20 protein-coding genes and 2 pseudogenes are annotated in these 25,199 nt (G+C 72.7%); 6 read left to right on the top strand and 16 right to left on the bottom strand.

All coding sequences use genetic code 11. The features are described 5' to 3' along the window. Position 1: 1 nt before the first annotated feature. Positions 2-1,471 (top strand): sugar ABC transporter ATP-binding protein, encoded by a 1,470-nt coding sequence (locus ACQEWB_RS42280; RefSeq protein ID WP_432840895.1) that lies wholly within the window; start codon positions 2-4, stop codon positions 1,469-1,471. Positions 1,472-1,475: 4 nt separating this feature from the next. Here ACQEWB_RS42280 and ACQEWB_RS42275 read toward each other — a convergent pair whose 3' ends face one another. The 9 genes and pseudogenes from ACQEWB_RS42275 to ACQEWB_RS42235 all read right to left on the bottom strand — a co-directional run bounded on the left by ACQEWB_RS42275 (position 1,476) and on the right by ACQEWB_RS42235 (position 11,688). Continuing rightward, positions 1,476-2,216 carry an IclR family transcriptional regulator gene (locus ACQEWB_RS42275; RefSeq protein WP_432840893.1) on the bottom strand — a complete coding sequence of 247 codons (741 nt, stop codon included), beginning with the start codon at positions 2,214-2,216 and terminating at the stop codon, positions 1,476-1,478. Positions 2,217-2,307: 91 nt separating this feature from the next. Then, positions 2,308-2,754: a thiamine pyrophosphate-dependent enzyme gene (locus ACQEWB_RS42270; RefSeq protein WP_432840891.1), complete on the bottom strand. Its 447-nt coding sequence runs from the start codon at positions 2,752-2,754 to the stop codon at positions 2,308-2,310. Positions 2,755-3,020: 266 nt separating this feature from the next. Further along, a pseudogene (locus ACQEWB_RS42265) lies at positions 3,021-3,935 on the bottom strand (thiamine pyrophosphate-binding protein); the annotation flags it as partial. A gap of 126 nt (positions 3,936-4,061) precedes the next feature. Then, positions 4,062-5,321, bottom strand: a complete 1,260-nt coding sequence (locus ACQEWB_RS42260) for an MFS transporter (protein ID WP_432840889.1) — start codon at positions 5,319-5,321, stop codon at positions 4,062-4,064. Between the two features lie 45 nt (positions 5,322-5,366). Next, complete coding sequence (locus ACQEWB_RS42255) at positions 5,367-7,541, bottom strand: 3-hydroxyacyl-CoA dehydrogenase NAD-binding domain-containing protein (protein WP_432840887.1); 2,175 nt, start codon at positions 7,539-7,541, stop codon at positions 5,367-5,369. 50 nt (positions 7,542-7,591) lie between these two features. After that, positions 7,592-8,806 carry an acetyl-CoA C-acetyltransferase gene (locus ACQEWB_RS42250; RefSeq protein ID WP_432840885.1) on the bottom strand — a complete coding sequence of 405 codons (1,215 nt, stop codon included), beginning with the start codon at positions 8,804-8,806 and terminating at the stop codon, positions 7,592-7,594. 39 nt (positions 8,807-8,845) lie between these two features. Then, positions 8,846-9,988, bottom strand: coding sequence for an acyl-CoA dehydrogenase family protein (locus tag ACQEWB_RS42245; RefSeq protein ID WP_432840882.1), 1,143 nt, complete (start codon positions 9,986-9,988; stop codon positions 8,846-8,848). A 28-nt stretch (positions 9,989-10,016) separates the two neighbouring features. Continuing rightward, positions 10,017-11,156 (bottom strand): CaiB/BaiF CoA transferase family protein, encoded by a 1,140-nt coding sequence (locus tag ACQEWB_RS42240; protein WP_432840880.1) that lies wholly within the window; start codon positions 11,154-11,156, stop codon positions 10,017-10,019. 151 nt (positions 11,157-11,307) lie between these two features. Continuing rightward, positions 11,308-11,688 (bottom strand): MmcQ/YjbR family DNA-binding protein, encoded by a 381-nt coding sequence (locus ACQEWB_RS42235; protein ID WP_432840878.1) that lies wholly within the window; start codon positions 11,686-11,688, stop codon positions 11,308-11,310. A gap of 91 nt (positions 11,689-11,779) precedes the next feature. Here ACQEWB_RS42235 and ACQEWB_RS42230 point away from each other — a divergent pair, with 91 nt between their 5' ends. Continuing rightward, a complete protein-coding gene (locus ACQEWB_RS42230; protein ID WP_432840876.1) occupies positions 11,780-12,958 on the top strand; it encodes a saccharopine dehydrogenase family protein in 1,179 nt (392 codons plus the stop codon). Between the two features lie 8 nt (positions 12,959-12,966). Here ACQEWB_RS42230 and mmpA read toward each other — a convergent pair whose 3' ends face one another. The 3 genes and pseudogenes from mmpA to ACQEWB_RS42215 form a co-directional block, all read right to left on the bottom strand. After that, on the bottom strand, positions 12,967-13,128 hold the full coding sequence (mmpA, locus tag ACQEWB_RS42225) for a morphogenic membrane protein MmpA (RefSeq protein WP_432840874.1): 162 nt from the start codon (positions 13,126-13,128) through the stop codon (positions 12,967-12,969). 562 nt (positions 13,129-13,690) lie between these two features. After that, positions 13,691-14,371, bottom strand: a pseudogene (locus tag ACQEWB_RS42220) (endonuclease V); the annotation flags it as partial. A 188-nt stretch (positions 14,372-14,559) separates the two neighbouring features. After that, complete coding sequence (locus tag ACQEWB_RS42215) at positions 14,560-15,618, bottom strand: WD40/YVTN/BNR-like repeat-containing protein (RefSeq protein WP_432844301.1); 1,059 nt, start codon at positions 15,616-15,618, stop codon at positions 14,560-14,562. A gap of 268 nt (positions 15,619-15,886) precedes the next feature. Between ACQEWB_RS42215 and ACQEWB_RS42210 the strand changes: the two genes are divergently transcribed. Further along, on the top strand, positions 15,887-16,303 hold the full coding sequence (locus ACQEWB_RS42210; RefSeq protein ID WP_432840872.1) for an SsgA family sporulation/cell division regulator: 417 nt from the start codon (positions 15,887-15,889) through the stop codon (positions 16,301-16,303). Here ACQEWB_RS42210 and ACQEWB_RS42205 read toward each other — a convergent pair. Continuing rightward, entirely contained in the window at positions 16,300-17,127 is an 828-nt protein-coding gene (locus tag ACQEWB_RS42205) for an isocitrate lyase/PEP mutase family protein (RefSeq protein ID WP_432840870.1), read from the bottom strand. The two genes, ACQEWB_RS42210 and ACQEWB_RS42205, sit on opposite strands and share 4 nt — an antisense overlap. A gap of 51 nt (positions 17,128-17,178) precedes the next feature. After that, a complete protein-coding gene (locus ACQEWB_RS42200) occupies positions 17,179-17,799 on the bottom strand; it encodes a GOLPH3/VPS74 family protein (protein ID WP_432840868.1) in 621 nt (206 codons plus the stop codon). Between the two features lie 301 nt (positions 17,800-18,100). Between ACQEWB_RS42200 and ACQEWB_RS42195 the strand changes: the two genes are divergently transcribed. From ACQEWB_RS42195 to ACQEWB_RS42185, 3 genes are all read left to right on the top strand, one after another. Continuing rightward, positions 18,101-19,714: an ABC-F family ATP-binding cassette domain-containing protein gene (locus tag ACQEWB_RS42195; RefSeq protein ID WP_432840866.1), complete on the top strand. Its 1,614-nt coding sequence runs from the start codon at positions 18,101-18,103 to the stop codon at positions 19,712-19,714. Positions 19,715-19,838: 124 nt separating this feature from the next. Continuing rightward, positions 19,839-20,615, top strand: a complete 777-nt coding sequence (gene ddaH, locus ACQEWB_RS42190) for a dimethylargininase (protein ID WP_432840864.1) — start codon at positions 19,839-19,841, stop codon at positions 20,613-20,615. A 215-nt stretch (positions 20,616-20,830) separates the two neighbouring features. Next, on the top strand, positions 20,831-21,805 hold the full coding sequence (locus tag ACQEWB_RS42185; protein ID WP_432840862.1) for an acyl-ACP desaturase: 975 nt from the start codon (positions 20,831-20,833) through the stop codon (positions 21,803-21,805). Positions 21,806-21,827: 22 nt separating this feature from the next. Here ACQEWB_RS42185 and ACQEWB_RS42180 read toward each other — a convergent pair whose 3' ends face one another. Continuing rightward, on the bottom strand, positions 21,828-22,019 hold the full coding sequence (locus ACQEWB_RS42180; RefSeq protein WP_432840860.1) for a hypothetical protein: 192 nt from the start codon (positions 22,017-22,019) through the stop codon (positions 21,828-21,830). Continuing rightward, a complete protein-coding gene (locus tag ACQEWB_RS42175) occupies positions 21,998-25,183 on the bottom strand; it encodes a hypothetical protein (protein WP_432840858.1) in 3,186 nt (1,061 codons plus the stop codon). The genes ACQEWB_RS42180 and ACQEWB_RS42175 overlap by 22 nt, the downstream gene beginning before the upstream one ends. Positions 25,184-25,199 lie beyond the last annotated feature (16 nt).

Here is a 25,199-nt window from a genome sequence, read left to right as displayed (position 1 = left end):
GATGACGTACGGCGACATCCTCGTGGCGCAGGGACTGGTCAAGTCGTACGGCGGCGTACGGGCGTTGGACGGGGTCGGCATCCGGCTGCGGGGCGGCGAGGTGCACGCGCTGGTCGGGGAGAACGGCGCGGGCAAGTCGACGCTGGTGCGGATCCTGTCGGGAAAGCTGACGCCGGACGCGGGGGCGGTGCGGGCCGGCAAGGACGCCCGAATCGCCGTCGTCTCCCAGGAGTTGAGCCTGTTCCCGGACCTCACCGTGCGCGAGAACCTCTTCCCTCTCGGCCCCCCGCGCCGCCTCGGCCTGCTGGACCGGGCCGCCATGGACCGGGCCGCCCGCCCGGTTCTCGCCGAACTCGGCCTGGACGTCGACCCGCGCACCGAGCTCGGTGAACTTCCCCTCGCCGACCAGCAGTTGACGGAGATCGCCCGAGCCCTGCTCCGCGACCCCCGAGTGCTGATCCTCGACGAGCCCACCTCCGCGCTCCCGGCCGCCGCCGTCGACCGCCTTGAACGCGTCCTGCGCACCCTCACCGGCCGGGGTATCGCGGTCCTTTACGTCACCCACTTCCTGGACGAGGTGATGCGTTTCGCGCAGCGCGTGACGGTCCTCCGGGACGGGCAGGTCGCGCTGGCCGGGGTGCGCCGGGCGGATGTCGACGTGCCCGAGCTGGTCACCGCGATGCTGGGCGGACGCCCGCCGCAGCCGGCGCGCCGCACACGGACCGTGGTGGACCTGCCGCCTCCCGTGGTGCTGTCCGAGGTGAACGTGCCCGGCGAGCTGACCGACGTGACCTTCACGGTGCGCGCGGGTGAAGTGGTCGGGGTCGCCGGGCTGCAAGGGGCGGGCCATCTCAGCGCGTTGGAGGTGGTGTGCGGGCGTACGGCGATCTCGTCGGGGCGGGTGGACATCGCGGGCCATGGGCTGCCGCGCTCCCTCCGGGAGGCGGTGCGGGCGGGGGTCGCCTTCGTGCCGAGCGACCGCAAACGGTACGGGCTGATGGTGGACCGCGCGGTCTGGGAGAACACGACGACGGTCAGCTGGCTGGCGCTGGGCCGCGGCGGAGTGCTCCCCTCCCGCTCCGAACTGGTGCGCCGCACGGCCGACTTGACGGAACGGCTGCGACTGCGGGGCGGGCCGTACGACATCGTGGCCCGTCTCTCCGGCGGCAACCAGCAGAAGGTCGTCTTCGCCAAGTGGCTGGCGACGGAACCCAAGATCGTGGTGCTGGACGATCCGACGCGGGGCGTCGACGTCGGCGTACGGGCCGAAATGCACCGCATCGTCGGCGAGTTGGCGGCGGGCGGTGCGGCGGTCCTGCTCGCGTCGACGGACCTCGCGGAACTGACGGAGATGTGCGACCGGGTGCTGGTGTTCGTGCGGGGCCGGGTCACCGGCGAGGTGCACGGGGAGCGGCTCACCGAGCATGCGCTGGCGGTGGCCATGCAGCAGACGGTGCCGGAATCCGGGTGACGGGTCAGGCCGACAGCTTGCGTGTCAGCGCCTTCGCCACCGCGCACACCCGTGCGCCCACCCTGTCCACGTCGAGCCGGCGCGTGCCGCCCGTGACGGAGATCGCGGCGATCGGGCGGGGCCCGTGTTCGTGGGCGTAGATCGGAGCGGCCACGGCCGAGACGCCGACCTCGGCCTCCTCCAGGTTGACGCCGTAGCCGCGGGCCCGGGTGAGGGCGAGGTCGCGGGCGAGTTGGCCGGGCAGGACGAGGGTGCGCGGGGTCAGACGGGGCAGGGTGCGGCGCGGCGGGGAGGGGTCCTCGGCGAGGAAGACCTTGCCGGTGGCCGTGCAGTGCGCGGGGAGCCGGCCACCGGTGCGGGAGACGATCGGGGTGGCGCGGCGGCCGGTGACCTTCTCCAGGAAGAGGGTGTCGGTGCCGTCGGGGACGGCCAGGTGCACGTTCTCCTGCGTCGCCTCGTACAGATCGCCGAGATACGGCAGCGCCGCGTCCCGCAGCTCGCGCACGGTCGGCGCGGACTGCCCCAGCACGAACAACCCCAGCCCTATCCGGTAACTGCCCTCCGCGGTCCGCTCGACCAGCCCGAGCCGCACCAGCTCCCCGACCAGCCGGTGCGCGGTCGGCTTCGGCAGCCCCGTGCGCAGCGCCAGCTCGGCGAGGCTGAGTGCGGCGTCGGACTCCCCGCAGGCACGCAGCAGCAGCGCCCCGCGCGCGAGCACGGACTTCGGGGGCTGACCGTCCGTCATGGACCGATGGTGGTGGCTGGCGCGGGCGGGTGACAAGGCGTGCGGCACTGTGAATCGGACGCGTCGATCACCGCCGTACGGAATCGGTTGTTCATTCCCGCAGCGGTACGTCCACCAGCAGCGGACGGGTCAACGTGCCTGCCCCCGCGACCAGTTCCCGCAGATGGTCCGCGCTGTCCGCCCGTACCGCGTCGACCCCGAAGAAGCGGGCCGCCTGGGTGAAGTCCAGTGGGCCGAGTTCGGTGCCGGGGCACACCCCCTGGTTGCCCATGGCCTCGTAGGTGTCCTGGAGGGTGCGGTAGGCGCCGTTGTTCATCACCACGAAGAGGACGGGGGCGGGTTGGCGGGCGGCGGACCAGAGGCCCTGGAGGCCGAAGAGGGTGCAGCCGTCGCCCAGGACGGCGACGACCGGGCGGCCGGGTTCGGCGAGGGCGCGGCCGACGGCGGCGCCGATGCCCCAGCCCAGGCCGCCGCCGACGGTGTGGGTGTAGCTGCCGGGGCGGTCGAGGCGGACGAAGCGGCGGAGCAACAGGCCCACGGTGATGGCCTCTTCGACGACCACGGCGTCCTCGGGGAGCCCGCGGGCCACGGCGTGGGCGGCGGCCCAGGGGGCGAGGGGGCCGGGGAGTAGGCGGCGCGGGCGGCGGACTCGGCGCGGTCGCGATCGGCGGTGTGGCGTTCGCCGGCGCGAAGGGCGCGGCCCTTGGCGGTGTGGGCGGGGACCCGCTCGCGCAGGAGCTCGGCGAGGCGGTGCAGGGAGGGGGCGAGTGCGCCCACCAGGCCGGTCGTCGCGGGGAAGTTGCGGCCGATCTCGTGCGGGTCGGAGTCGAGCTGGACGACGGTGAGGTCGGGGGGCAGTGCGGGGCCGGGGCTGTAGTGGTGGGGCGTGAAGGCGTGCGCTCCGGCGATCAGGACGGTGTCGTACGCGGCGAGAGCGGCGCGGATGGCGTCGTGCCGGGGCGGCAGCATTCCGGCGTAAAGGGGGTGCGTGGTGGGGAAGTCGAGGCAGTCGGCCATCGGCTGGTGGTGGACGACGGCACCGCATGCCTCCGCCGTGCGGACGAGCGCGGCCAGGGCGTCCTCGCGGCCCACTCCGTCCCCGGCGACGATCGCCGGGCGGGCCGCGGCGCCGAGCAGGAAGGCGGCACGTTCGAGGCCGGCGGCCGGGGCGGGCGGGGGTGCGGGGGTACGGGCGGGGACCTCGACCTCGGTGGGCTCGCCGAGCAGGTCCATGGGGACGGAGAGGAACACCGGCCCGGCAGGCGGTCGTACGGCCAGGGCGAAGGCGCGGCGGAGGGCGAGTGGCAGGTCGTGGGCGTGCTGGACGTCGTATGCAGCCTTCACCGCGGGAGTGGCGAGGCCGATCAGGTCGCCGGAGAGCATCGGGTCCTGCTGGAGGTGGCGGCGGTCCTGCTGGCCGGCGGTGACGACGAGGGGGGTACGGGAGCGGCGGGCGTTGAGCAGGCCGATCAGGCCGTTGGCGAGGCCGGCGGCGATGTGCAGGCTGACGAAGGCGGGGCGGCCGGTGCCACGGGCGTAGCCGTCGGCCATGGCGACGACGGCCCCCTCGTGGACACCGAGGACGTACTCGGGGGCGTCGTGCGCATCGGCGAGGGCGGCCAGGAACGGGAGCTCGGTGGTGCCGGGGTTGCCGAAGACGCGGTCCACACCCTCGCCGCGCAGGATGTCCAGGACGGCGAGGGCGGGACGGTATCCCATGGGGGGCTCCTCGTGGGGACGGCGACCGTGCGGAGCGTTCGCAGGTCAGCGTGGGACGCCCGGGAGCGATGGGCAAGGGGGCCGTGTCGCTCAGCGGTACGAGGTCCAGTGGTACGAGGTTCGGCGTTACGGCGGCGGGCGCTTCCCGCGTCGGACGGTCAGGAGGACACACGCGGCGGCGCCGAGTGCCACGGTGGCGAGGCCCGAGCCGCCGAGGGTCGCCCGTGGGCCCAGTACCGCGGTGAGCGGGCCGCCCAGGGCCGTGCCGAGCGGGGCCGCGGTGAGCAGCGCCGCGCTGTTGGCCGCGAACATCGCCGCCAGGTGCTGCGGTGGTGCCTTCGCCTGCATGAGGGTGGCCGAGAGTGCGACGAACGGACCGTAGATCGCGCCGCCGAGCGTGAAGCACACGACGGAGACGGCGGTCGGCGCGCCGAGTCCGAAGGGCAGCAGCGTCAGGCCCCAGCCGATCACGATGGCGACCGTGACCGGCCACAGCGGCAGCCGGCGCAGCGCTCCGACCGCGAGTCCGCCGGTCACCGCGCCGACGCCGAACAGCGCCCAGTAGAGGCCGAGCAACGTGCCCGGCGCATGGAGGTCGTCGGTGACGTGCAGTGGCAGGGCGACCTCGAGCGGGCCGTACAGGAAGTTGAAGAACCAGGTGAGGGTCAGCAGCCCGAGCAGTTCGGGGCGGGAGCGCAGGAGCGCGAAACCGCCGCGGGCGGCCTCGTGGTCGACGGCCTCGACGTGGCCCGACTCCGGCAGCCGGGTCCGCGCGATCAGCACGGCGAGGAACACGTACGTCAGCGCGTCCAGACCGATCACCCACGCGGAGCCGGTGTACGTGACGAGCACACCGGCGATCGCGGGCCCGGCGATGGTGGCGGCGAAGTTGATCGTGCTGACCAGCGTGTTCCCGGCGAGCCGCTGCTCCTCGGGAAGCAGCTCGGCCAGCAGCGTGTACTTGCCGGCGCTGCCCCAGGCGTGCAGCAGCGAGGAGACGGCGAGCAGGACGACGTACAGCTGCGGCGTGAGCAGCCCCATGAGCGAGGCCAGCGGGACGACGCCCAGGAACACTCCGCGCACCACGTTGTCGGCGAGCAGGAGTTGCCTGGCCGGAACCCGGCGCAGCCACCGCCCGAAGGCGAGCGCGCCGATCACGCCCGGCAGGGTGTACGCGGCCACCGCGCCGCCGACCCACAGCCCCGCGTGCGCCGCCGGCGCGAGCTCGATGGCGAGCCACGCGACGGCGACGAAGCTCATGCCGTCGCCGAGGTAGGAGACGGCGAAGCCGAGGATCAGCCGCCGGAGGACCCGGTGGGCGAGCACCGGGCGGTAGGCGGAGGGGACGAGACGTCCCGGCGTCAGCAGCACCTCGGCAGACTGCACCAGCCGACGCAGGGAGGTCCAGGGGCCCACGGCCCCCTGAGCACGTCAGGCGTCCGTGAAGCGCTCCCCCTTCTCGGCCTTCTCGACCAGCAGAGCGGGCGGCTCGAAGCGCGCCCCGTACCGCTCGGCGAGCTCACGCGCGCGTGCCACGAATCCCGGGAGTCCACCCTCGTAGCCATTGATGTACTGGAGGACACCGCCGGTCCAGCCCGGGAAGCCGATGCCGAAGATGGAGCCGATGTTGGCGTCGGCGACGGAGGTCAGGACGCCCTCCTCGATGAGCTTCACGGTGTCGAGCGCCTCGGAGAAGAGCATGCGTTCCTGCATGTCCCGGAAGGGGATCTCGTGGCCGGGCTTGGTGAAGTGCTCGCGCAGGCCGGGCCACAGGGCCGCCCGCCTGCCGGACTCGTCGTAGTCGTAGAAGCCCGCTCCCCCGCTGCGGCCGGGGCGTCCGAACTCGTCGACCATGCGGTCGATGACGGCCTCGGCGGGGTGCGTCGGCCAGGTGCCGCCCGCCTCCTCGACGGCCCGCTTCGACTCGTTGCGGATCTTGCGCGGGAGGGTGAGGGTCAGTTCGTCCATGAGGGAGAGGACCTTGGCCGGGTAGCCGGCCTGGGCCGCCGCCTGCTCGACGGACGCGGGCTCGATGCCCTCGCCGACCATGGCGACGCCCTCGTTGATGAAGTGGCCGATGACGCGGGAGGTGAAGAAGCCGCGGGAGTCGTTGACGACGATCGGGGTCTTCTTGATCTGCCGGACCAGGTCGAAGGCGCGCGCGAGGGCCTCCTCGCCGGTGCGCTCGCCCTTGATGATCTCGACCAGCGGCATCTTGTCGACCGGCGAGAAGAAGTGCAGTCCGATGAAGTCGGCCTGGCGCTCGACGCCTTCGGCGAGGGCGGTGATCGGGAGGGTGGAGGTGTTGGAGCAGAGCAGCGCGTCCGGCTCGACGATGTGCTGGATCTCCTGGAAGACCTTGTGCTTCAGCTCGGGGTTCTCGAACACGGCCTCGATGACCGCGTCGCAGCCCGCCACGTCCTGGGGGTCGCCCGTCGGCGTGATGCGGGCGAGCAGTTCGTCGGCCTTCTCCTGGGTGCTACGGCCGCGGGAGACGGCCTTGGCGCACAGCTTCTCGGAGTAGGCCTTGCCCTTGGCAGCGGCTTCTGGCGACACGTCCTTCAGGACGACGTCGATGCCCGCGCGGGCGCACGAGTAGGCGATGCCCGCGCCCATCATCCCGGCGCCCAGGACGGCGACCTTGCGGACCTTGCGCGGCTCGACGCCCCCCGGGCGGTTGGCGCCGGAGTTGACGGCCTGGAGGTCGAAGAAGAAGGCCTGGATCATGTTCTTGGACGTCTGGCCGGCCGCCAGCTCCACGAAGTAGCGGGCCTCGATGACCTGGGCGGTCTCGAAGTCGACCTGGGAGCCCTCGACGGCGGCCGCGAGGATGTTGCGCGGGGCCGGGTAGGGCGCGCCGCCCGTCTGCTTGCGCAGGCCGGCCGGGAAGGCGGGCAGGTTGGCCGCGAACTTGGGGTTGGCGGGGGTGCCGCCGGGGATGCGGTGGCCGGGCTTGTCCCAGGGCTGCGCGGACTCGGGGTTGGCGTCGATGAAGGCGCGGGCCCGAGCGAGCAACTCGTCCTCGGTGGCCACGACTTCGTCGATCAGGCCGTTCTGGAGGGCGCGCTGCGGGTTGTACTGGGTGCCCTGGAGGAGGACCTTCAGGAGCGCGTCGGCGATGCCCAGGAGGCGGACCGTGCGGGCGACGCCGCCGCCTCCGGGGAGCAGGCCGAGGGTGACCTCGGGGCAGCCGATCTTGGAGCCGGGCGCGTCGAGGGCGATGCGGTGGTGGCAGGCGAGGGCGAGCTCGTAACCGCCGCCCAGGGCCGCGCCGTTGATGGCGGCGACGACCGGCTTGCCGAGGGTCTCGATGCGGCGCAGGTTGCGCTTGATGGCCATGCCGCCGTCGAAGAGGTCCTGCGCGGTCTCCGGGGTGACCCGGATGAGGTCGCGCAGGTCGCCGCCCGCGAAGAAGGTCTTCTTGGCGGAGGTGAAGACGATGCCGCGGATGGAGTCCTTCTCGGCCTCCAGGCGGTCGGTGACGACGGCGAGGGAGTCGCGGAACGCCTGGTTCATGGTGTTCGCGGACTGGTTCGGGTCGTCGAGGACGAGGGTGACGACGCCGGTGCGGTCCTGTTCCCAGCGGATGGTGGTGCTCTGAGTCATGGGGAGGGTCTCCGTAGAAGTCTCTGAAGTCTCTTGGTTCCGCGGGGATTTCAGATGCGCTCGACGATCGTGGCGATGCCCATGCCGCCGCCGACGCAGAGGGTCGCGAGGCCGTACCGCTTGTCCTGGCGCTCCAGTTCGTCGACCAGGCTGCCCAGGATCATCGCGCCGGTCGCGCCGAGCGGGTGGCCGAGGGCGATCGCGCCGCCGTTGACGTTGACCTTGTCGAGGGACAGGCCCATGTCCTTGACGAAGCGCAGGACGACGGCCGCGAAGGCCTCGTTGATCTCGACGAGGTCGATGTCGTCGATGGTCAGCCCGGCCTTCGCGAGGGCCTTGCGGGTGGCGGGGGCGGGGCCGGTGAGCATGATGGTCGGCTCGGAGCCGGAGACGGCCGCGGAGACGATCCGCGCGCGGGGCGTGAGGCCGCCCCGCTCACCGACCTCCTTGTTGCCGATGGCGACCAGGGAGGCGCCGTCGACGATGCCGGAGGAGTTGCCCGCGTGGTGGACGTGGTCGATCTTCTCGACCCAGTGGTACTTCTGCAGGGCCACCGCGTCGAAGCCGCCGAGGTCGCCGATGTCCGCGAAGGACGCCTTGAGCTTGGCCAGGGAGTCGGCGGTGGTGCCGGGGCGCATGTGCTCGTCGTGGTCGAGGACGGTCAGGCCGCTGCGGTCCTTGACCGGCACGACGGAGCGGTCGAAGCGGCCCTCCTTCCAGGCCGTCGCCGCGCGCTCCTGCGACAGCGCCGCGTACTCGTCGACGTCACGCCGCGAGAATCCCTCGATGGTGGCGATGAGGTCGGCGCCGATGCCCTGCGGCACGAAGTTGACGGCCAGGTTGGTCATCGGGTCGTTGAACCAGGCGCCGCCGTCCGAGGCCATCGGCACCCGGGACATGGACTCGACGCCGCCCGCGAGGACGAGGTCCTCGAAGCCCGAACGGACCTTGGCGGCGGCCATGTTGACGGCCTCGAGACCCGAGGCGCAGAAGCGGTTCTCCTGCACGCCCGCGACCGTGTCCGGCAGCCCGGCCGCGATCGCGGCGATCCGGGCGATGTCGGAGCCCTGGTCGCCGACCGGTCCGACGACGCCGAGCACGATGTCGTCGATCGCGGCCGGGTCGAGCCCCGGGAAGCGGTCGCGGAGCTCGTGGATGAGGCCGACTACCAGGTCGATGGGCTTGGTGCCGTGCAGGGCGCCGTTCGCCTTGCCGCGGCCGCGCGGGGTGCGGATCGCGTCGTACACGTACGCTTCGGTGCTCACTGGAAAGCCTTTCAAGGAGGGTTGGCCGAGCGGGGGGCTTCAGCCGAGCAGGGAACGGCCGATGATCTCCTTCATGATCTCGGTGGTTCCGCCGTAGATGGTCTGGATACGGCCGTCGGTGAAGGCCTTGGCGACGGGGTACTCGCTCATGTAGCCGTAGCCGCCGTGCAGTTGGAGGCAGCGGTCGGCGACGCGCTTCTGCAGCTCGGTCGCCCACCACTTGGCCATGGAGGCGTGCACGGCATCGAGGGTGCCGTCCGTGTGGTCGACGATGCAGCGGTCGAGGAAGGTGCGGGTGACGGCGCACTCGGTGGCCATCTCGGCTATCTCGAACCGGATGTGCTGCTTGGTCGCGAGGGGCCGCCCGAAGGCCTCGCGCTCCTTGACGTAATCAGTCGTGATCTCCAGCAGGTGCTCGGCGGCGGCGATCGCGGAGACGGCGATGCTGAGGCGCTCCTGCGCGAGGTTCGTCATCAGGTGGACGAAGGCGCCGTTGAGCTCGCCGAGCAGGTTCTCCTTGGGTACGCGCACGTCCGTGAAGAACAGCTCGGCCGTGTCCTGGGCCTTCTGGCCGATCTTGTCGAGGTTGCGGCCGCGCTCGAAGCCGTCCGCGCCCCGCTCGACGACGAGCAGCGACAGCCCGCGCGCGCCGCCCTCCGGTGTCGTCTTCGCGACCACGATCACCAGGTCGGCGAGGATGCCGTTGGAGATGAACGTCTTGGACCCGTTGAGCACCCAGTGGTCGCCCCGGTCCTCGGCGTGCGTCCCGATGCCCTGGAGGTCGGAGCCGGCGCCGGGTTCGGTCATGGCGATGGCGGTGATGATCGAGCCGTCGCAGAAGCCGGGCAGCCAGCGCCGCTTCTGCTCCTCGGTGGCGAGCGAGGTGAGGTACGGGCCGATGATGTCGTTGTGCAGGCCGAGCGCGAGCCCGGGGGCACCCGCGCGCGTGAACTCCTCGGCCAGTACGGCGCTGTAGCGGAAGTCGGCCGTGCCACCGCCGCCGTACTCCTCGTCCACGGCGAGCCCCAGCAGGCCCTGCTTGCCGGCCGCCCGCCAGGCGTCGCGGGAGACGATGCCGTCCTTCTCCCACTGCTCGTAGAACGGCAGCACCTCCCTGGTCAGGAAGGCGCGCACCGTCTCGCGGAACGCGTCGTGCTCGGGGGCGAAGATCTGCCGCTTCATTCGGGGCCCTTCGTGAGTTCCTGGTCCTTCATGAAGTGGGTTCCTGGTCCTTCAGAAGGTCGGGTACGTCCCAGTCGCGCGCCACGTCGGCGGTGTCCGCGCCGGGCTGTGCCGGGCCGGTGCGGACGGCGGTGGGCGTGGCGGAGAACCGGGGTGCGGGGGCCGGCTGGGTGATGCCGCCGTGGTCGGTGAAGGTGCCGCGGGCGGCGAGGTGCGGGTGGCCGGGTGCCTCGTGCAGCGTCAGTACGGGCGCCACGCAGGCGTCGGAGCCCTCGAAGACGGTGGTCCACTCGTCGCGGGTACGGGACCTGAAGCGGGCCGCGACCGCCTCGCGCAGCTCGCCCCAGCGGGCCCAGTCCTTGCGGGCGTCGGCATGCTCGGGGATGCCGAGCAGGGTGACGAACTCGTCGTAGAACTGCGGCTCCAGGGAGCCCACCGCCATGTACCCGCCGTCGGCGGTCTCGTAGGTGCCGTAGTACGGGCAGCCGCCGTCCAGGAGGTTGGCGCCGCGCCGGTCCTGCCAGCCGCCGGCGGCGAGCATGCCGTGGATCATCGCGGAGAGGTGGGAGGTGCCGTCCACGATGGCCGCGTCGACGACCTGGCCGGTGCCGTGCACGCGCGCGTGGTGGAGCGCGGCGAGGACGCCGACGACCAGGTAGAGGGAGCCGCCCGCGTAGTCGCCGAGGAGGTTGGCGGGGACCGCCGGCGGTCGGCCGGGTTCGCCGATCATGCCGAGGGTGCCGGTGAGGGCGATGTAGGCGATGTCGTGGCCGGCGCGCCGGGCGAGGGGGCCGTCCTGGCCCCAGCCGGTCATCCGGCCGTAGACGAGCGCGGGGTTGCGGGCGTGGCAGGCCTCGGGGCCGACGCCGAGGCGCTCGGCGACGCCGGGGCGGTAGCCCTCGACGAGGATGTCGGCGCGTTCGACGAGGTCGAGCACGCGGGCGTGGCCGTCCTCGGACTTCAGGTCGACGATCACCGAGCGCTTGTTGCGGTTGGTGACGTCGTACGCCGGGTTGATCGCGAGTCCGACGCCGCCGGGGCGGTCCACGCGGACGACGTCGGCGCCCAGGTCGGCGAGGAGCATCGCGGCGAACGGGCCGGGCCCGATGCCGGCCAGCTCGACCACGCGCACGCCGCTCAGCGGCCCCTGTCCTGGCGTCGTCGCCATCCAGCCCCCAGAAGTCATGACCACGGGTATGACACAACTGATGTAACACCAGTGATGCTATGAACGGGTCCCACCGAGCACAAGACCCGGGCGAGCAAGCGCTTAGACAATTATCGGGCGGCAGCCGCGATCGGCACCTGCGCTCGACGGCTCAGCGCTCGCCCAGCTCCGCTATCAGCCGTTTCGGGGCGATCACGCGGTAGCTCTCCTCGACCCAGTCGCACAGCAGCTCCGCCGCCGGGGCACCCTTCCCGGCCAGCGGGATGCGGACCCAGCCGGCCTTTCCGAGCCCGTAACCGGCGGGTTCGGCGCCCGGGGAGGTGAGGGCGTGGGCGTGCGCCGCCTCGTCCTTGAGCTTCACGGTGACGCCGAGCGGGTAGCTGCCGTCCTCGACGCCGAGGAAGACGAACACCTTCTTGTTGACCTTGGCGACGCTCTCGCCCCACGGGAACTCCTCCACGGCACCAGGCATGCCGAGGGCGAACTCGCGCACTTTCTCCCATTTCTTCCGGTCGTTCCTCGGCACGGTCACCGCGCCACCTCCGGGCTCGTCGTCGGGCTCCGCACTCCTCACGCTAGCCTCGGCCACCGACAAGGGCGCGTGCTGCGGAGCGAGGGGTGTCATGAGCAGGCTTAACGGGACGGACCGTCCGTACGACATCGTGCTCTTCGGAGCCACGGGCTTCGTGGGGACGCTCACCGCGGAGTACCTGGCCGCGCACGCGCCCGAGGGGCTGCGCTGGGCGATCGCGGGCCGCAGCGAGCGGAAGCTGGCGGAGCTGCGTGAGCGGCTGCCGGGCGGCGACAAGGTCGCGGCGCTGCGGGCGGACGTGGCCGAGCCGGGCTCGCTGCGCGAACTCGCCGAGCACGCGCGCGTGGTGGCCACGACCGTGGGGCCGTACGTGACGTACGGCGAGGAGCTGGTGGCCGCCTGCGCGGACAGCGGGGCGGACTATCTCGACCTCACCGGTGAGCCGGAGTTCGTGGACCTCACCTACGTCCGGCACGACGCACGCGCGCGTGAGACGGGGGCGCGGCTGGTGCACGCGTGTGGTTTCGACTCGATTCCGCATGACCTGGGTGCGTACTTCACGGTCAAGCAGCTGCCGGAGGACGTGCCCCTCAAGGTCGACGGGTTCGTCACCGCCGACGCCACCTTCTCGGGCGGGACGTTCGCGTCGGCGCTCAACCAGTTCGCGCGCGTGCGGCCGATGCTGGCCGCCGAGCGGGACCGCAGGCGGCACGAGCCGCGGCTGGTGGGGCGGCGGGCCGCCGCGCCGACGGGGGCGCCGCGGTTCGCGAAGGAGGTCGGCGCATGGGCGCTGCCGCTGCCGACCATCGACCCGCAGATCGTGGCCCGTTCGGCGAAGGCCCTGCCGCGCTACGGTCCCGATTTCCGCTACCGCCACTACGCGGCCGTACGCCACCTGCCGGTCGCGATGGGCGGGGTGGCGGCCATGGGTGCGCTGGTCACCGTGGCCCAACTCCCGCCCGCCCGGCGCTGGTTGTCGGACCGGCTCAAGCCAGGGGAGGGGCCGGGCGCGGAGAAGCGTGCGAAGAGCTGGTTCTCGGTCCGCTTCGTCGGCGAGGGCGGCGGCCGACGGGTCTTCACGGAGGTGTCCGGCGGCGACCCCGGCTACGACGAGACGGCGAAGATGTTCGCCGAGTCGGCTCTCTCCCTGGCCTTCGACGAACTCCCGGCCACGTCCGGTCAGGTCACCACGGCGGTGGCGATGGGCGACGCGCTGACGGACCGTCTGCGCAGGGCAGGCATCACGTTCCGCGTCGCCGCGACGGGTTGACCTCTGCCCTACAGCGTCCACCCGGCGACGGTGTAGATCATCCCGCCGATCCACCCGAGCCCCGCCAGCACGGCAAGCACGAGCACGGCCGTCACGGCCCGCTCGACGGGCCGGTTCGGGTCGGCAAGGGGCTTGGGGGAACGGTGGCTGGCCACACGGTGCGTCGTCATGCGGGCAAGCCTGCCGAGCGGGGGCATGCGGCCACATCCGTACAGGTACTCAGACCGGGTACTCAGATCAGGTGCCGGAAGGGCCCGTCTCGGGCCCCTCGCCGGGATGGTCGGGCGGCCGCTCCCCCAGCGCGTCGGTGATCCGCGCCCGCATGTCGGGATCATCGGTGACAGTGGCGAGACGCCAGGCGAGGGGGCCGATCTGCCAGCCGGCGTGGTGGTCGAAGAACGGCGGCGGCCCAGCCGCGTTGTGGGCCAACTTGCCCACCAGCTCCGCGAGTCGGAACGGGATCCGGCCCGACTCGGCCGGCTGTTCCTCGGCCACCGCCCCCGCGCCTCGGACCAGCTCGAACACCTCACGCCCGCGCTCCCACGCGTCGCGATCGCCCGCCAATTCCAACGCGGCCTGGATCGCCGGTGCCCGAACCGGCCGACCCGCCGCCGCGGCCAGCACGCGGCCCGCCCAGGTCACCGGATCTCGCTGACGCTCGAACAAGGTGCGGCCCCACGATCGCGTCGGGTCCGCCGCGGCTGCGTCGGCGAGGGGCTTCCTCGGGAGAACCGCCTCCCGCAACGCCCTCCGGCACAGCGAGTCCGCTCTGCGGGTCGTCTCCGGGAGGCGGAACTTCGGGGTCAGGGTGAGGACATGGGCGCAGGCGTTGTCGAGGGCGGTGCGGTGGCCGGCGGAGACGAAGACCGGCTTGACGGCGTCCTGGGTGCGCAGGGCGCGGCCGACCTCCTCGGTGGCCGCGAGGAGCGGTGACGTGCTGCCGCGCGGGGTGGGCGGGTCGTCGTACGAGAAGGTGAAGGGGTTCTTCGCGACGCCGATCGTGGGGTGGCCGGTGAGGACGCCCAGGTGGCTGACCAGGCCGAAGCGGCGTGGGTGGGCGCGGCCGTAGCCGTCGCAGACGATCAGGCCGGGCGGGACGGTGAGGGCGTCGAGGGCGGCCAGGACCGTGGGGATCTCGCGGAAGGCGAGCAGGCCGGGGACGTAGGGGAAGGAGATGCGGCCGACGGCCGTGGATTCCGCGACCACCTGGAGCGTCGCGGCGTCGAGGACCACCGCCCCGGCCGCCACGACGTCCAGCTCGTCGTCGTAGGCCACGTCGACGCCCGTCACGTGCCCCGTGCCGGGCGGCGGGCCCGCTTCGTCGAGGACCACCCGCGCCCGCAACTCGTCCTGCACGGCACGGGCCTGCTCCTCGGTCACGGGCCAGCCCGCGGGGATCTTCACGGTCGTCATGATGGGGCGAGCGTAACGGCGGGGTGCGGGACCGCCCGAACTCACCCGCGGTCAGCTCTTCTTGCCGCCCAGCCCCTGGGAGCCTCTGCCGGACCGGGCGCGTTCCTTGTTGACCGTCCGCGCGGCGATCTCCTCGGCACGCTTCGTGCATGGTCGGCGAACCGATTACCCGTATTCCGGCCCGTACGTCACCGCTCCAGCCGCGCCACCCGTCCCTGCTCCCCCGCCGCCCAGCAGCCGAGGTCCGCGGCGCAGTCCACGGTGTCGTAGGAGCCCGTGTCGACGGTCCGCCAGGTGCGGCCCGCGTCGGTGGTGAGATCGGTGCCGGTCGGGCCGACCGCGAGGGCCGTGGTGCGGCTGTGCGGGAGCCAGGCGGCGCCGGAGCGGTAGGCGGGCGGGGGTGTGGCGGCGGGCTGCCAGCTGCGGCCCGCGTCGGAGGTGCGGGCGGCGGCCTGCGGGGAGGCCTGGTCGGCCCGGTAGTCGCCGCCGACGGCGAGCCCGTGGGTGCGGTCGCGGAAGGCGAGCGCGAAGACACCCTTGGCCGGGTCGCCCGCCGGGATCGGCGTGTCGGCGGCCATCCAGGTCAGGCCGCGGTCGGCGGAGTGCAGTACACGCGCGCGTGCCCCGCCGCCGGTCGCCAGCCAGACGTCCGACGGGCCCGAGGCGACCAGGCACTGCCCGCTCGCCGCGAAGCCCGCCTCGCCGTCCAGCGCGGCCGGCATGCCCTTGCTCGGGAGCACCTTCCAGGAGCGGCCGCCGTCACTGGTCGACAGGATGCGGAACTTTCCGTCCACCGGGTCGCTCATCGCCAGGCCGTGGCGGTGGTCGAAGAAGGTGAGGCAGTCGTAGAAGGCCTTGGCGTCGGTGTTGCGGAAGGACTCGGTCCAGGTCGCGCCCCCGTCCTCGGTGCGGTAGACGCGGGACGCCTCGCCCTCGCCGATGGCCAGCACCACGGCCCGCCGCGCGTCGAACGCCTCGATGTCCCGGAACTGGAGATCGGCGGCACCGGGCGGCGAGACGTTCCGCCAGCTCCCGCCGGCGTCGGTGGTGCGCAGCACGGTACCGCCGGTTCCGGCCACCCACGCGGTGTCCCGGCTCACCGCCGACAGCCCGCGGAAACGCACCTCGGGCGTGCCGGTCGCCTTGACCTCCCAGTGCGGCACCCCGCGCTCCCGCTCCCCCGCCTGCGCGGGTACGGCGGTCAGGGCGGCCAGCGCCGTCGAGCACACCGCCCCCGCGACCACCATGCGAAACGTCCGTCTCATCCCTCGCGTGTTCCCCAAACGCCTCATGGCGGGCGAAGCTAGCCGACCGCCCGGACGCCGTCCAGAGGCCCTCGACCACCACAACCGGCCATCCGGGCACGCGAGATGAACCCCGTCACTTCTGTGAATGAACGCGGTGACGCAGGTCACTCGAATTTCATGTGCACGGATTGGCCGATTCCGACGTCTCTAGCAGTGCCCGGACCGATCCGCCCGGCAGCCCGTACAGCCGTCACAAGGGAGCAAGGCGTTGTCCACCGTCATCGAGCAGCCCGTCGAGGCTCGCCTCGTCGCCGCCGCACCGCGGATGCCGAGCATCCCAGCCAAGCTGCACTACGACCGTAGTGACCCGTTCGCGATCCGCATGACCTTCCCGGCCCCGGCCACCCTGGAGGGCGTGGAGGTCTGCTGGACCTTCTCTCGCGAACTCCTCGCGGCCGGCCTGGAGCGGGCCGAGGGCCACGGCGACGTACGCGTGCGGCCGTACGGCTACGACCGCACCGTCCTGGAGTTCCACGCCCCCGAGGGCACCGCCGTGGTGCACGTCCGCTCCGGCGAGCTGCGACGCTTCCTGGAGGCCACGGGCCGGCTGGTCCCCGTCGGCATGGAGCACCTGCATCTGGACCTGGACCACGACCTGGCGGAGCTGATGCGGGACGCCTGCTAGCGCGTCCGCCCCAGCACGGCGTTGAGCTCGCCGTAGTCGAGCCCGTCGGCCAGCGTGTCGTACGTCCCCGCGCCCAGCAGCTCCCGCGCGGCCCGGCGGACCACCGCGTGCGCGGCCTGCGCGATGCCCGAACCGACGCTCACCCGCGCCACCCCGAGCGCGGCCAGCTCGGCGACCGTCGGCGCACCGGGATGGGCCATGGCGTTGAACGGCCCGTCGATCCCGTCGACGAGGAGCTTGAGCGCCCCCGGCTCGACGGCCCCGGGGACGAAGATCCCGTCGGCGCCCGCGGCCAGGAACGCGGCCGCCCGCTCCAGAGTGAGGTCCACGTCTCCGTCGCCCCGGAGGAACGTGTCGATCCGGGCGTTGACGAACAGCGGCACTCCTTGCGCGTCCGCGGCCTCCCGGGCGGCGGCGATCCGCTCCGCCTGCTCCTCGACGGAACGCAACGGGCCCGTTCCGGCCTCGTACAGCGCGTCCTCGATGTTCACCCCGACCGCACCCGCCGCGATCACCGCGCGGATGGTGTCACCGACGCCCGCCGCGTCCTCCGCGTAGCCGGTCTCCACGTCGGCGCTGACGGGCACCTCGACCGCGGCGGCGATGCGGGCGACGGCGTCGAGGGCCGTGGCCCGGTCCAGCCGGTCGCCGTCCGCGGCGCCCAGGGCCCAGGACAGGCCCGCGCTCGTGGTGGCGACGGCGGCGGCACCCGCGTCCTCGACGATGCGGGCGCTGGAGGTGTCCCAGGCGTTGGGCAGGACGAGCGGGGTGCCCGGGACGTGCAGGGAACGGAAGGCTTCGGCGCGATCACGCTGAGAGGTCATGCGCCTCACTCAACCAGCGGCGGCGCGGGCGCGGCTGGCAGGAATCCGACATCAATGTGGCGCGGTCTCCAGGGCCGAGCACAGCTCGCTCAGGACCTCCCGCACTCCGGTGCGGTCGATCAGCTCCTCGACCCGCTCCTTGTGCCGCTCGCGGTCCCCGTCGGGCAGCAGCGCGGGCAGCCCGGCGGCGACGGCGAGCGCCACGACGGCCGCGTCCCGCTCGGAGACCTCGGCGACCGGCACGGGCCCCTCCAGAGCCTGCCGCGCCTCGTCCCGGAGCGCGTCGACGACGGCCGTGCCCTCCAGTACGTGGTCCACGCTCGGGAAGACCCCGAGGACCCGCTTCTTCTCCGCCCGCAGATGCCCCTCGGCGGTCAGCTGCTCCCGTACGGCGTCCGAGGTCACGCGCGCGTGCAGGGTCACCCAGGCCCGCCAGTGGTGCGGCCGGGACTCCCGGACCAGCTCCAGGAGGCCGTCGAGGACGGCGTCCCCGGTGAGGGCGTCCATGTCGGCGGGCGTGGCGACGCCGTCCTGGTCGGTGAGCAGGCCGCCGCGGGCCAGTTCGGTGAGGGCACCGGCCCGCACCAGGTGGGCGGGGCCGTTGACCTCGGGCGTGGTGTCCCAGGCCAGCAGGCAGAGCCGGGCCGGGAGCGAGAGCGAACCGTGGGGCACGAGGTCTCCTTGGTGCGGCGCGATCAGGTTTCACGTTAATGCGTTGACAGCCACCCACGCCCCTCCTACGGTGTACAGCGGTTCTGTTGCCGTCGATCGGAGAAGGACGTTGCTCGTCTGAGGTCTTGAGACACCGCGTCACACACCTGAGGTGTGTGCGCCGCGTGCGACCTCGGCATTCGAGCCGTCCCGACGGGGCAGGGCCTTTCCTTGTGCCTCGCCGTCCCCTCCGGGCTCTTCGGTCGCAGGTGTCTCGATACGCGTTTGCCCACATCCGCATCGAGCAACCGCGAGGCGCCTTATGTCTACTTCCATCACCTGCACGTCCCTCTCCTTCGCCTGGCCCGACGGCACCCCCGTCTTCGAGGGCCTGGACGTCGCCTTCGGCCCCGGCCGGACCGGGCTCGTCGGCGTCAACGGGTCCGGGAAGTCGACCCTGTTGAAGCTGGTCGCCGGTGAACTCGCCCCGGCCGACGGCGCCGTGCGTGTCGCCGGCGAGGTCGGGTACCTCCCGCAGAACGTCACGCTCGACACGCGCCTGCGCGTCGACGAGGCGCTCGGCATCGCCGCGAAACGGGCCGCGCTGCACGCCATCGAGGGCGGTGACGTGGCCGAGGAGCACTTCGAGGCGGTCGGCGACGACTGGGACGTGGAGGAGCGCGCCCTCGCCACGCTCGGCGAACTCGGGCTCGGCCGGATCCAGTTGGACCGCACCATCGGGGAGGTGTCCGGCGGTGAGTCGGTGCTGCTGCGGCTGGCCGCCCTGTTGCTGCGCCGCCCGGACGTCCTGCTCCTGGACGAGCCGACCAACAACCTGGACCTGTATGCGCGCAGGCGGCTGTACACGGCCGTCTCCTCCTGGCCGGGAGTGATGGTCGTGGTCAGCCACGACCGCGAACTCCTGGAACTCGTCGACCAGATCGCCGATCTGCGCTCCGGGGAGGTCACCTGGTACGGCGGCAACTACTCGGCGTACGAGGAGGCGCTGGCCACCGAGCAGGAGGCGGCCGAGCGCATGGTGCGGGTCGCCGAGGCCGACTTCCGCAAGCAGAAGCGCGAACTGGCCGACGCACAGGTCAAGTTGGCCCGCCGCAAGCGGTACGGGCAGAAGATGTTCGAGCAGAAGCGCGAGCCGAAGATCGTCATGGGGGCGCGCAAGCGCTCGGCGCAGGAGTCGGCGGGCAAGCACCGCATCATGCACGAGGAGAAGCTCACCGAGGCGAAGAACCGGCTCGACGAGGCGGTGGAGGCCGTACGGGACGACGACGAGATCCGCGTCGACCTGCCGCACACGGCCGTACCGCCGGGCCGTACCGTGCTCACCCTGCTGGACCTCCAGCTCGCGTACGGCGCGCGGATGGCGGGCGGGCTCGATCTGCGGGGTCCGGAGCGGGTCGCGCTGGTCGGGCGGAACGGCGCGGGCAAGACGACGCTGCTGCGGACCGTCGCCGGGGAGCTGGCGCCGGTCGCGGGCGAGGCGCACGCGTACGTGCCGCTGCGTTTCCTGCCGCAGCGCCTGGACGTGCTGGACGGCGAGCGCTCGGTCGTCGAGAACGTGGCCCGGTTCGCGCCGGGCGCCACCAACAACCGGATCCGGGCGCGCCTGGCCCGCTTCCTGTTCCGGGGCGCCCGCGCCGACCAGAAGGCGGCGACGCTGTCCGGCGGCGAACGCTTCCGGGCGGCCCTGGCGATGCTGATGCTGGCCGAGCCGGCCCCGCAGCTGCTGATGCTCGACGAGCCGACGAACAACCTCGACATGGCGAGCGTCCGGCAGCTCACCACGGCCCTGGAGTCGTACGAAGGAGCACTGATCGTGGCCTCCCACGACCTGCCGTTCCTGGAGTCCATCGGCATCACACGCTGGTTGCTGCTCGACGGCGAGCTGCGGGAAACCACGCCGGAGGAGGTGGGATAGCGCATTGCAGGAGGGGCACAGCCTGGCAACAGGGGTTTTGCCTCGGACGGTCCGCGCTGCATGATGGCGGACCGGGCCCACTCCACGGGCGCCGGTCCGCTGTCCCGCCGTTACGGAGTCCCCAGTGCCCAGCAAGAAGGCCCTCGTCCGCCGCCCCAGCCCGCGCCTCGCCGAAGGTCTGGTGACGCACATCGAGCGGGAGAAGGTCGATGCCGATCTTGCCGTGGAGCAGTGGGAGGCGTACGTCGAGGCCCTGCGCGAGCACGGCTGGGAGACCATCGAGGTGGATCCGGCCGACGACAACCCGGACTCGGTGTTCGTCGAGGACACCGTCGTCATGTACAAGAACGTGGCGCTGATCGCCCGCTCCGGCGCCGAGTCCCGGCGCGAGGAGACCATCGGCGTCGAGGAGGCCGTGGCCCGGCTCGGCTGCTCGGTGAACTGGATCTGGGAGCCGGGCACCCTCGACGGCGGCGACGTCCTGAAGATCGGCGACACGATCTACGTCGGCCGGGGCGGGCGCACCAACGCGGCCGGCGTCCAGCAGCTGCGGGCGGCCTTCGAACCGCTCGGCGCCCAGGTGGTCGCCGTACCCGTGAGCAAGGTGCTGCACCTGAAGTCGGCGGTCACCGCGCTGCCCGACGGGACGGTCGTCGGACACATCCCGAAGGTGGACCGGCCCTCGCTGTTCCCGCGCTTCCTGTCGGTGCCCGAGGAGGCCGGCTCGCATGTGGTGCTGCTCGGCGGCGGCAAGCTGCTGATGGCGGCGAGCGCGCCGAAGACGGCGGAGCTGCTGGGCGACCTCGGCTTCGAGCCGGTCCTGGTGGACATCAGCGAGTTCGAGAAGCTCGAGGGCTGTGTGACCTGCCTCTCGGTCCGGATGCGGGAGCTGTACGCCTGACGGGTGAACGCCTCACTCTTCCAGCCCTGGGACCTGCGGGTCCTGGAGCTTTTTGGCATGCCCTCGGAAGCCAGGCGCAGCAGGCCTGATCAGGGGTCTTTACAACGCGCTTAACCTACGGTTTCGTAACCTACGGTTTCGTAGCCTACGATCCCGTAAGTTCCGGCGCCGCCCGCCGATCCGTCCCCTTCGCTGTGCGTCCCCCTGGAGTCCCCGTGACGATCACTTCCCCGCACCTCGGCAGCCCCGCAGTCTGGACCGACGCCAAGCTGCTGTACGCGTTGGAGGAAGTCGTCGAGAAGGAGCTCAACCGGCACCTGAAGGTCACCAAGGACTGGATGCCGCACGAGTACGTGCCGTGGAGCGACGCCCGTAACTTCCCCGGCTTCTTCGAGGACGGCGAGGCCTGGGGCAAGGAGCAGTCCAAGGTCACCGAGATCGGCCGGATCGCCCTCGTGGTGAACCTCCTCACCGAGGACAACCTCCCCAGCTACCACCACGAGATCGCGTCCCTCTTCGGACGGGACGGCGCCTGGGGCACCTGGGTGCACCGCTGGACGGCGGAGGAGGGCCGGCACGGCATCGTGATGCGCGACTATCTGCTCGCCTCGCGCGCGGTCGACCCGGACAAGCTGGAAGCGTTCCGCATGCAGCACATGAGCGAGGGCTTCGAGTCGGACAACCGGCACTCGATGCTGCACTCCGTCGCGTACGTCGCCTTCCAGGAGCTGGCCACGCGGGTCTCGCACCGCAACACCGGCCACCAGTCGGGCGACCCGGTCTGCGACCGCATGCTGGCGCGCATCGCGACCGACGAGAACCTGCACATGGTCTTCTACCGCAACCTCCTGAAGGCCGCGTTCGAGCTGGCCCCCGACCTCACCATGCAGGCCGTGCGGGACGTCCTCGTCAACTTCCGGATGCCCGGTCACGGCATGCCCGGCTTCGAGCGGTTCGCCGCGCAGATGGCCATCGGCGAGGTCTACAACCTGCGTATCCACCACGACGACGTCATCCAGCCCGTGCTGCGCTTCCTGAAGGTCATGGACGTCGACGGTCTCGGCCCCGAGGGACAGCGGGCGCAGGAGGAGATCGGCCTCTACATGGGCGGACTGGACTCCGAGGCCGCCAAGTTCGACGAGAAGCTGGCGGCGCGCAAGGCGCGGATGGCGGCGCGGGCGGCCGGCTGAGGCCACCCCCACCGCGACCGGTCTACTCGAACGCCGTCGTCTCCTCCAGCGCCGCGTCGCGTACGTCGGCCCAGGGATGGCGGCGCAGCTCCCGCAGCCGCTCACGCCAGGGGGCCGGCCAGTCGGTACGGCCGCCGAGCGCCTGGACGACGGCGACGGCGAGCAGCCCCTCGGTGTGACCACCGTGCCCGGTCAGCCGTACCGCCTCGGCCAACAGGGCCTCAGGGTCCGGCAGTTGCTTCTCCCGGTACTCCAGGCGCTGCCGCAGCGACGTGGCGACCTCGGCGGCGAGCACGGGCCGCCCACTGCCCACGGCGGCGGCCAACCGGTCCAGGTCCAGGGGTACGGCGGCCAGGTCCAGGTGGGTGACGGCGAGCGCGGCGGCCTGCGGGACGTGTGCGTCGTACTCCCCAGGAGCTCGCTCGCGGCGAGCGCGGCGGGACGGACGGCCGCCGGAGCCGAGTGGGCGTCCTGCTCCAGGCAGGACACGAGGAACCTGATGCGCTGGCGGGCGGGCCGGTCGCGCCGTTCCTGGGCGTCGGGTTCGGCGTCGGCCGGGGTCTCGGCCAGGGTCCGCAGCGCCTCGCGCAGCCCGAGGGCGCCCTCGGGGGTGGCCACCGCGGCCGTGACCAGTCCCCGGGCCGCGGCCTGCCAGTTCGCGCGTTCCGTCAGATCGGTCGCGGCCCGGGCCAGGACTCCGGAGGCCTCGGAGGACCACGGGGTCCAGTGGGCCAGGGCCGCGAAGGCGAGGTCCGCGGTCTCCTGGTCGTCCGTGCCGCTGACCTCGCGCACCAGGTCGGCGTAGCGCTCCCGCCAGGGTTCGGGCAGGTCGAGCGGGAAGACACGCAGCACCGCGGCACGCAGGACTGGTTCGGCGCCGGCTGCGTCCCGCAGCAGTTCCCAGACCTCCTCGTGGGCCAGCAGCCCGCCGGCGAAGGCGACACAGGCCGCGCGCACGTCCGGGTGGGCCCCCACGCGCGCGTAGGTCTCGGTGAGCACACGCGCGGCCTGCGGTGCGGGCAGCCGTGACGCGGCGAGCCGTACGGCCTCCTTGCGGCTGGTCACCTTGGCGTCCGGCGCGGTGAGCACGTCCGTCAGCTGCGCGGCCAGGCGGGACGGCGCCGCGTAACGGGACGCGCGCGTGGCCGCGTAGACGGCGACCCGAGCCCGGTCGCCACCGGCGTGGGCCAGCAGCCCGGGCAGTTCGTCGGCGGGACGGGCGGTGCGGGACAGCGCGGCGAGGGCCGTCTCCGCCAGGACGACGTCGGACGACCCGGTCCAGCGCCGGACCAGGTCGCCGCCGCCGTCCGGTACGAGCGCGGCCTGTGCGACGGCGTTCGCCCGCCGGTACACCGGGAGGCCGGCGTCATCGGCCAGTGCCCCCAACTGCCGCAGCAGAGCGGCCTGTTGACGCGGCACCCAGCGGCGTACGTGCGGATTGACCGGTACGGACCACAGGGTACGCCTGGTCAGGAAACGGCCGTAGGGCGGGGTCTCGGCGAGCAGCTGGTCGAGGAGGTCGGTGCGGCGTCCGACGACGGTGTGCAGCACCGTCGGCAGTGCGGCGGCCGAGGGTTCCTGGGCGAGGATGCGCGCCACCCGCTCGTCGCGGGTGGCATGCGGTGCCAGCCACAGCTGGACGGCCGTCTGCACGGTGGAGTCGTTGCCGTACCGGATGGCCTGCCACAGCAGGTCCTGGAGCTCGGTCATGCCGGCGGCGCGCCGGTCCACGGCCCGGGCGAGGGCGAAGGCGAGGCCGTAGTCCGACTTCTCCGCGCCCGCTTCGATCCACGGCCGCAGCGCCTCGTACACCTGGTGCTCCTGGCCGCGCCGCAGCGTGTGGTCGAGGCGTCCGAGGTCCGCGCCACCGGTGTTGCCGGAGATCCGGACCACGGTGCGCAGCGCCCAGCTCACCAACTCCCTCGATCCGCCCGCCGCGTGCTCGCGCAGCACGGCGACGGCGAGCGAGCTCAGCCGCCGCCGGGTCTCCGGCGAGGAGTCACGGGCCTCGACGGCATGGCCGGCGATCCGGTCCAGGTGGGGTTCGGCGTCCTCGGTGAACAGGGCCGCCCGAGTCTCGGCGAGGGCGCGCAGCGCGGCCGACCGTACGGGGTCCTGTTCGTTGCGCAGCCGCTCCATGTCCGCGAGTACGGTGGTGACGGCGGCCGGGTCGCCCCAGCGCGCGGCGTTGCGGATCAGCAGCCGCCAGGCCTCGGCACGGTCCTCGGCGGCGGGCCGCCGGGTGGCCGCCAGCAGCCGCTCGCGCACCTCGGCGACGGGCAGATAGGACTCGGCAAGGAGCACCACGTTCCACCGGGCGCCCCTTTCGCGGGCCCGGTCGGCCAACTCGCGTGCCTCATCGGCGGCATGACGGCGGGTCAGGACGTCGAGCACGGCGGTGTCCAGCACGTCGGAGCCGCCACGCCCTTCCTGAACGGCGGTGTAGAGCGCGCGTCTCCGGGCGGGCGGGAGCGCCGTCAGCAGCGTCGGCAGACCGCCGTGGGGCAGCAAGGACCTGCCGTACTCGACGAGTTCGGGCCCGTCGACGGCGGCGAGCCTGCGCAGGGTGGCCCGGCTCATCGAGCGGATCCCCACCACGTCGGCCCAAGCGGGCGTGAGCAGGAGCCGCAGCACCCGGCCCGGGTCCACGGCGGCGAACCTCCGCACCTGGTCGCGGAGTTCGTACGGCAGCCGGGCCGGCCCCAGCCGGTCCAGGAGCCCGAGCACGCGCACCGGCTCGGCTGGCGTCACGGCGGCCACAGCATGCCCGTAACGCGACCACCAGGTCTCGCGCAGCGCCGGCGGCAGGGCGGCCAACTGGCCCTCCAGCGTGTCGAGCACGACCGTCGGATGCCGCCTGGCCAAGGCCGTCCACGCCCCGACGCCGTGCAGGAGCTCGGGCAGCAGCCGCGCCACCGTCCCTGCCGTGCAGCCGGGCAGCAGCCGGGCCGCCTCGGTGTCGCCCCAGTCGCCGCGCAGCGCGTCGACGAGCCGGTCCGCGAGCGCGGTGCGCCCGCCGACGACCACGGCACCCAGCAGGTCCCGGCGCACGACCTCGCAGGCATCGGCGAGTCCCGCCACGAAGGCCTCGTCGGAGACCCCGAGACTCTCCGCCACGCGCAGCGCGTGGCCGCGCACGAAGGAGTCGGGATCGGCGATCCGGACGGCGATCCACTCGGTGTCGCCCCCGACGGACGCGGCGACGACGGCGAGCTGCCGACCATGGGTCCCGCGCCCCTCCAGCTCCTCCAGAACAGGCCGCAGGGGCGTCATCGCCCGTACGCGCACGGCGAGTTCCCGCATGCGCTGCGGGTGGGAGAGCGGATCGAGGGCGTTCAGCAGGCTGTCGACCTGCTGCTGCGGACTGATGCTGACCATGCGGGGATTGTGCCTG

It is taken from the genome of Streptomyces sp. CA-249302 (genome assembly GCF_050936785.1).
Lineage (GTDB): Bacteria > Actinomycetota > Actinomycetes > Streptomycetales > Streptomycetaceae > Streptomyces.
Note: the sequence above shows the minus strand (reverse complement) of the source record. Positions and strands in the feature narration are given on the sequence as shown.

Excerpts from the sequence above, each read along its gene's own strand:
- ACQEWB_RS42230 (WP_432840876.1), top strand. The coding sequence starts at position 11,780 with ATGAGCAGGCTTAACGGGACGGACCGTCCGTACGACATCGTGCTCTTC.
- ACQEWB_RS42205 (WP_432840870.1), bottom strand. The coding sequence starts at position 17,127 with ATGACCTCTCAGCGTGATCGCGCCGAAGCCTTCCGTTCCCTGCACGTC.
- ACQEWB_RS42195 (WP_432840866.1), top strand. The coding sequence starts at position 18,101 with ATGTCTACTTCCATCACCTGCACGTCCCTCTCCTTCGCCTGGCCCGAC.
- ACQEWB_RS42240 (WP_432840880.1), bottom strand. The coding sequence starts at position 11,156 with ATGGCGACGACGCCAGGACAGGGGCCGCTGAGCGGCGTGCGCGTGGTC.
- ACQEWB_RS42275 (WP_432840893.1), bottom strand. The coding sequence starts at position 2,216 with ATGACGGACGGTCAGCCCCCGAAGTCCGTGCTCGCGCGCGGGGCGCTG.
- mmpA (WP_432840874.1), bottom strand. The coding sequence starts at position 13,128 with ATGACGACGCACCGTGTGGCCAGCCACCGTTCCCCCAAGCCCCTTGCC.
- ACQEWB_RS42175 (WP_432840858.1), bottom strand. The coding sequence starts at position 25,183 with ATGGTCAGCATCAGTCCGCAGCAGCAGGTCGACAGCCTGCTGAACGCC.
- ACQEWB_RS42215 (WP_432844301.1), bottom strand. The coding sequence starts at position 15,618 with ATGGTGGTCGCGGGGGCGGTGTGCTCGACGGCGCTGGCCGCCCTGACC.
- ACQEWB_RS42280 (WP_432840895.1), top strand. The coding sequence starts at position 2 with ATGACGTACGGCGACATCCTCGTGGCGCAGGGACTGGTCAAGTCGTAC.
- ACQEWB_RS42245 (WP_432840882.1), bottom strand. The coding sequence starts at position 9,988 with ATGAAGCGGCAGATCTTCGCCCCCGAGCACGACGCGTTCCGCGAGACG.
- ACQEWB_RS42255 (WP_432840887.1), bottom strand. The coding sequence starts at position 7,541 with ATGACTCAGAGCACCACCATCCGCTGGGAACAGGACCGCACCGGCGTC.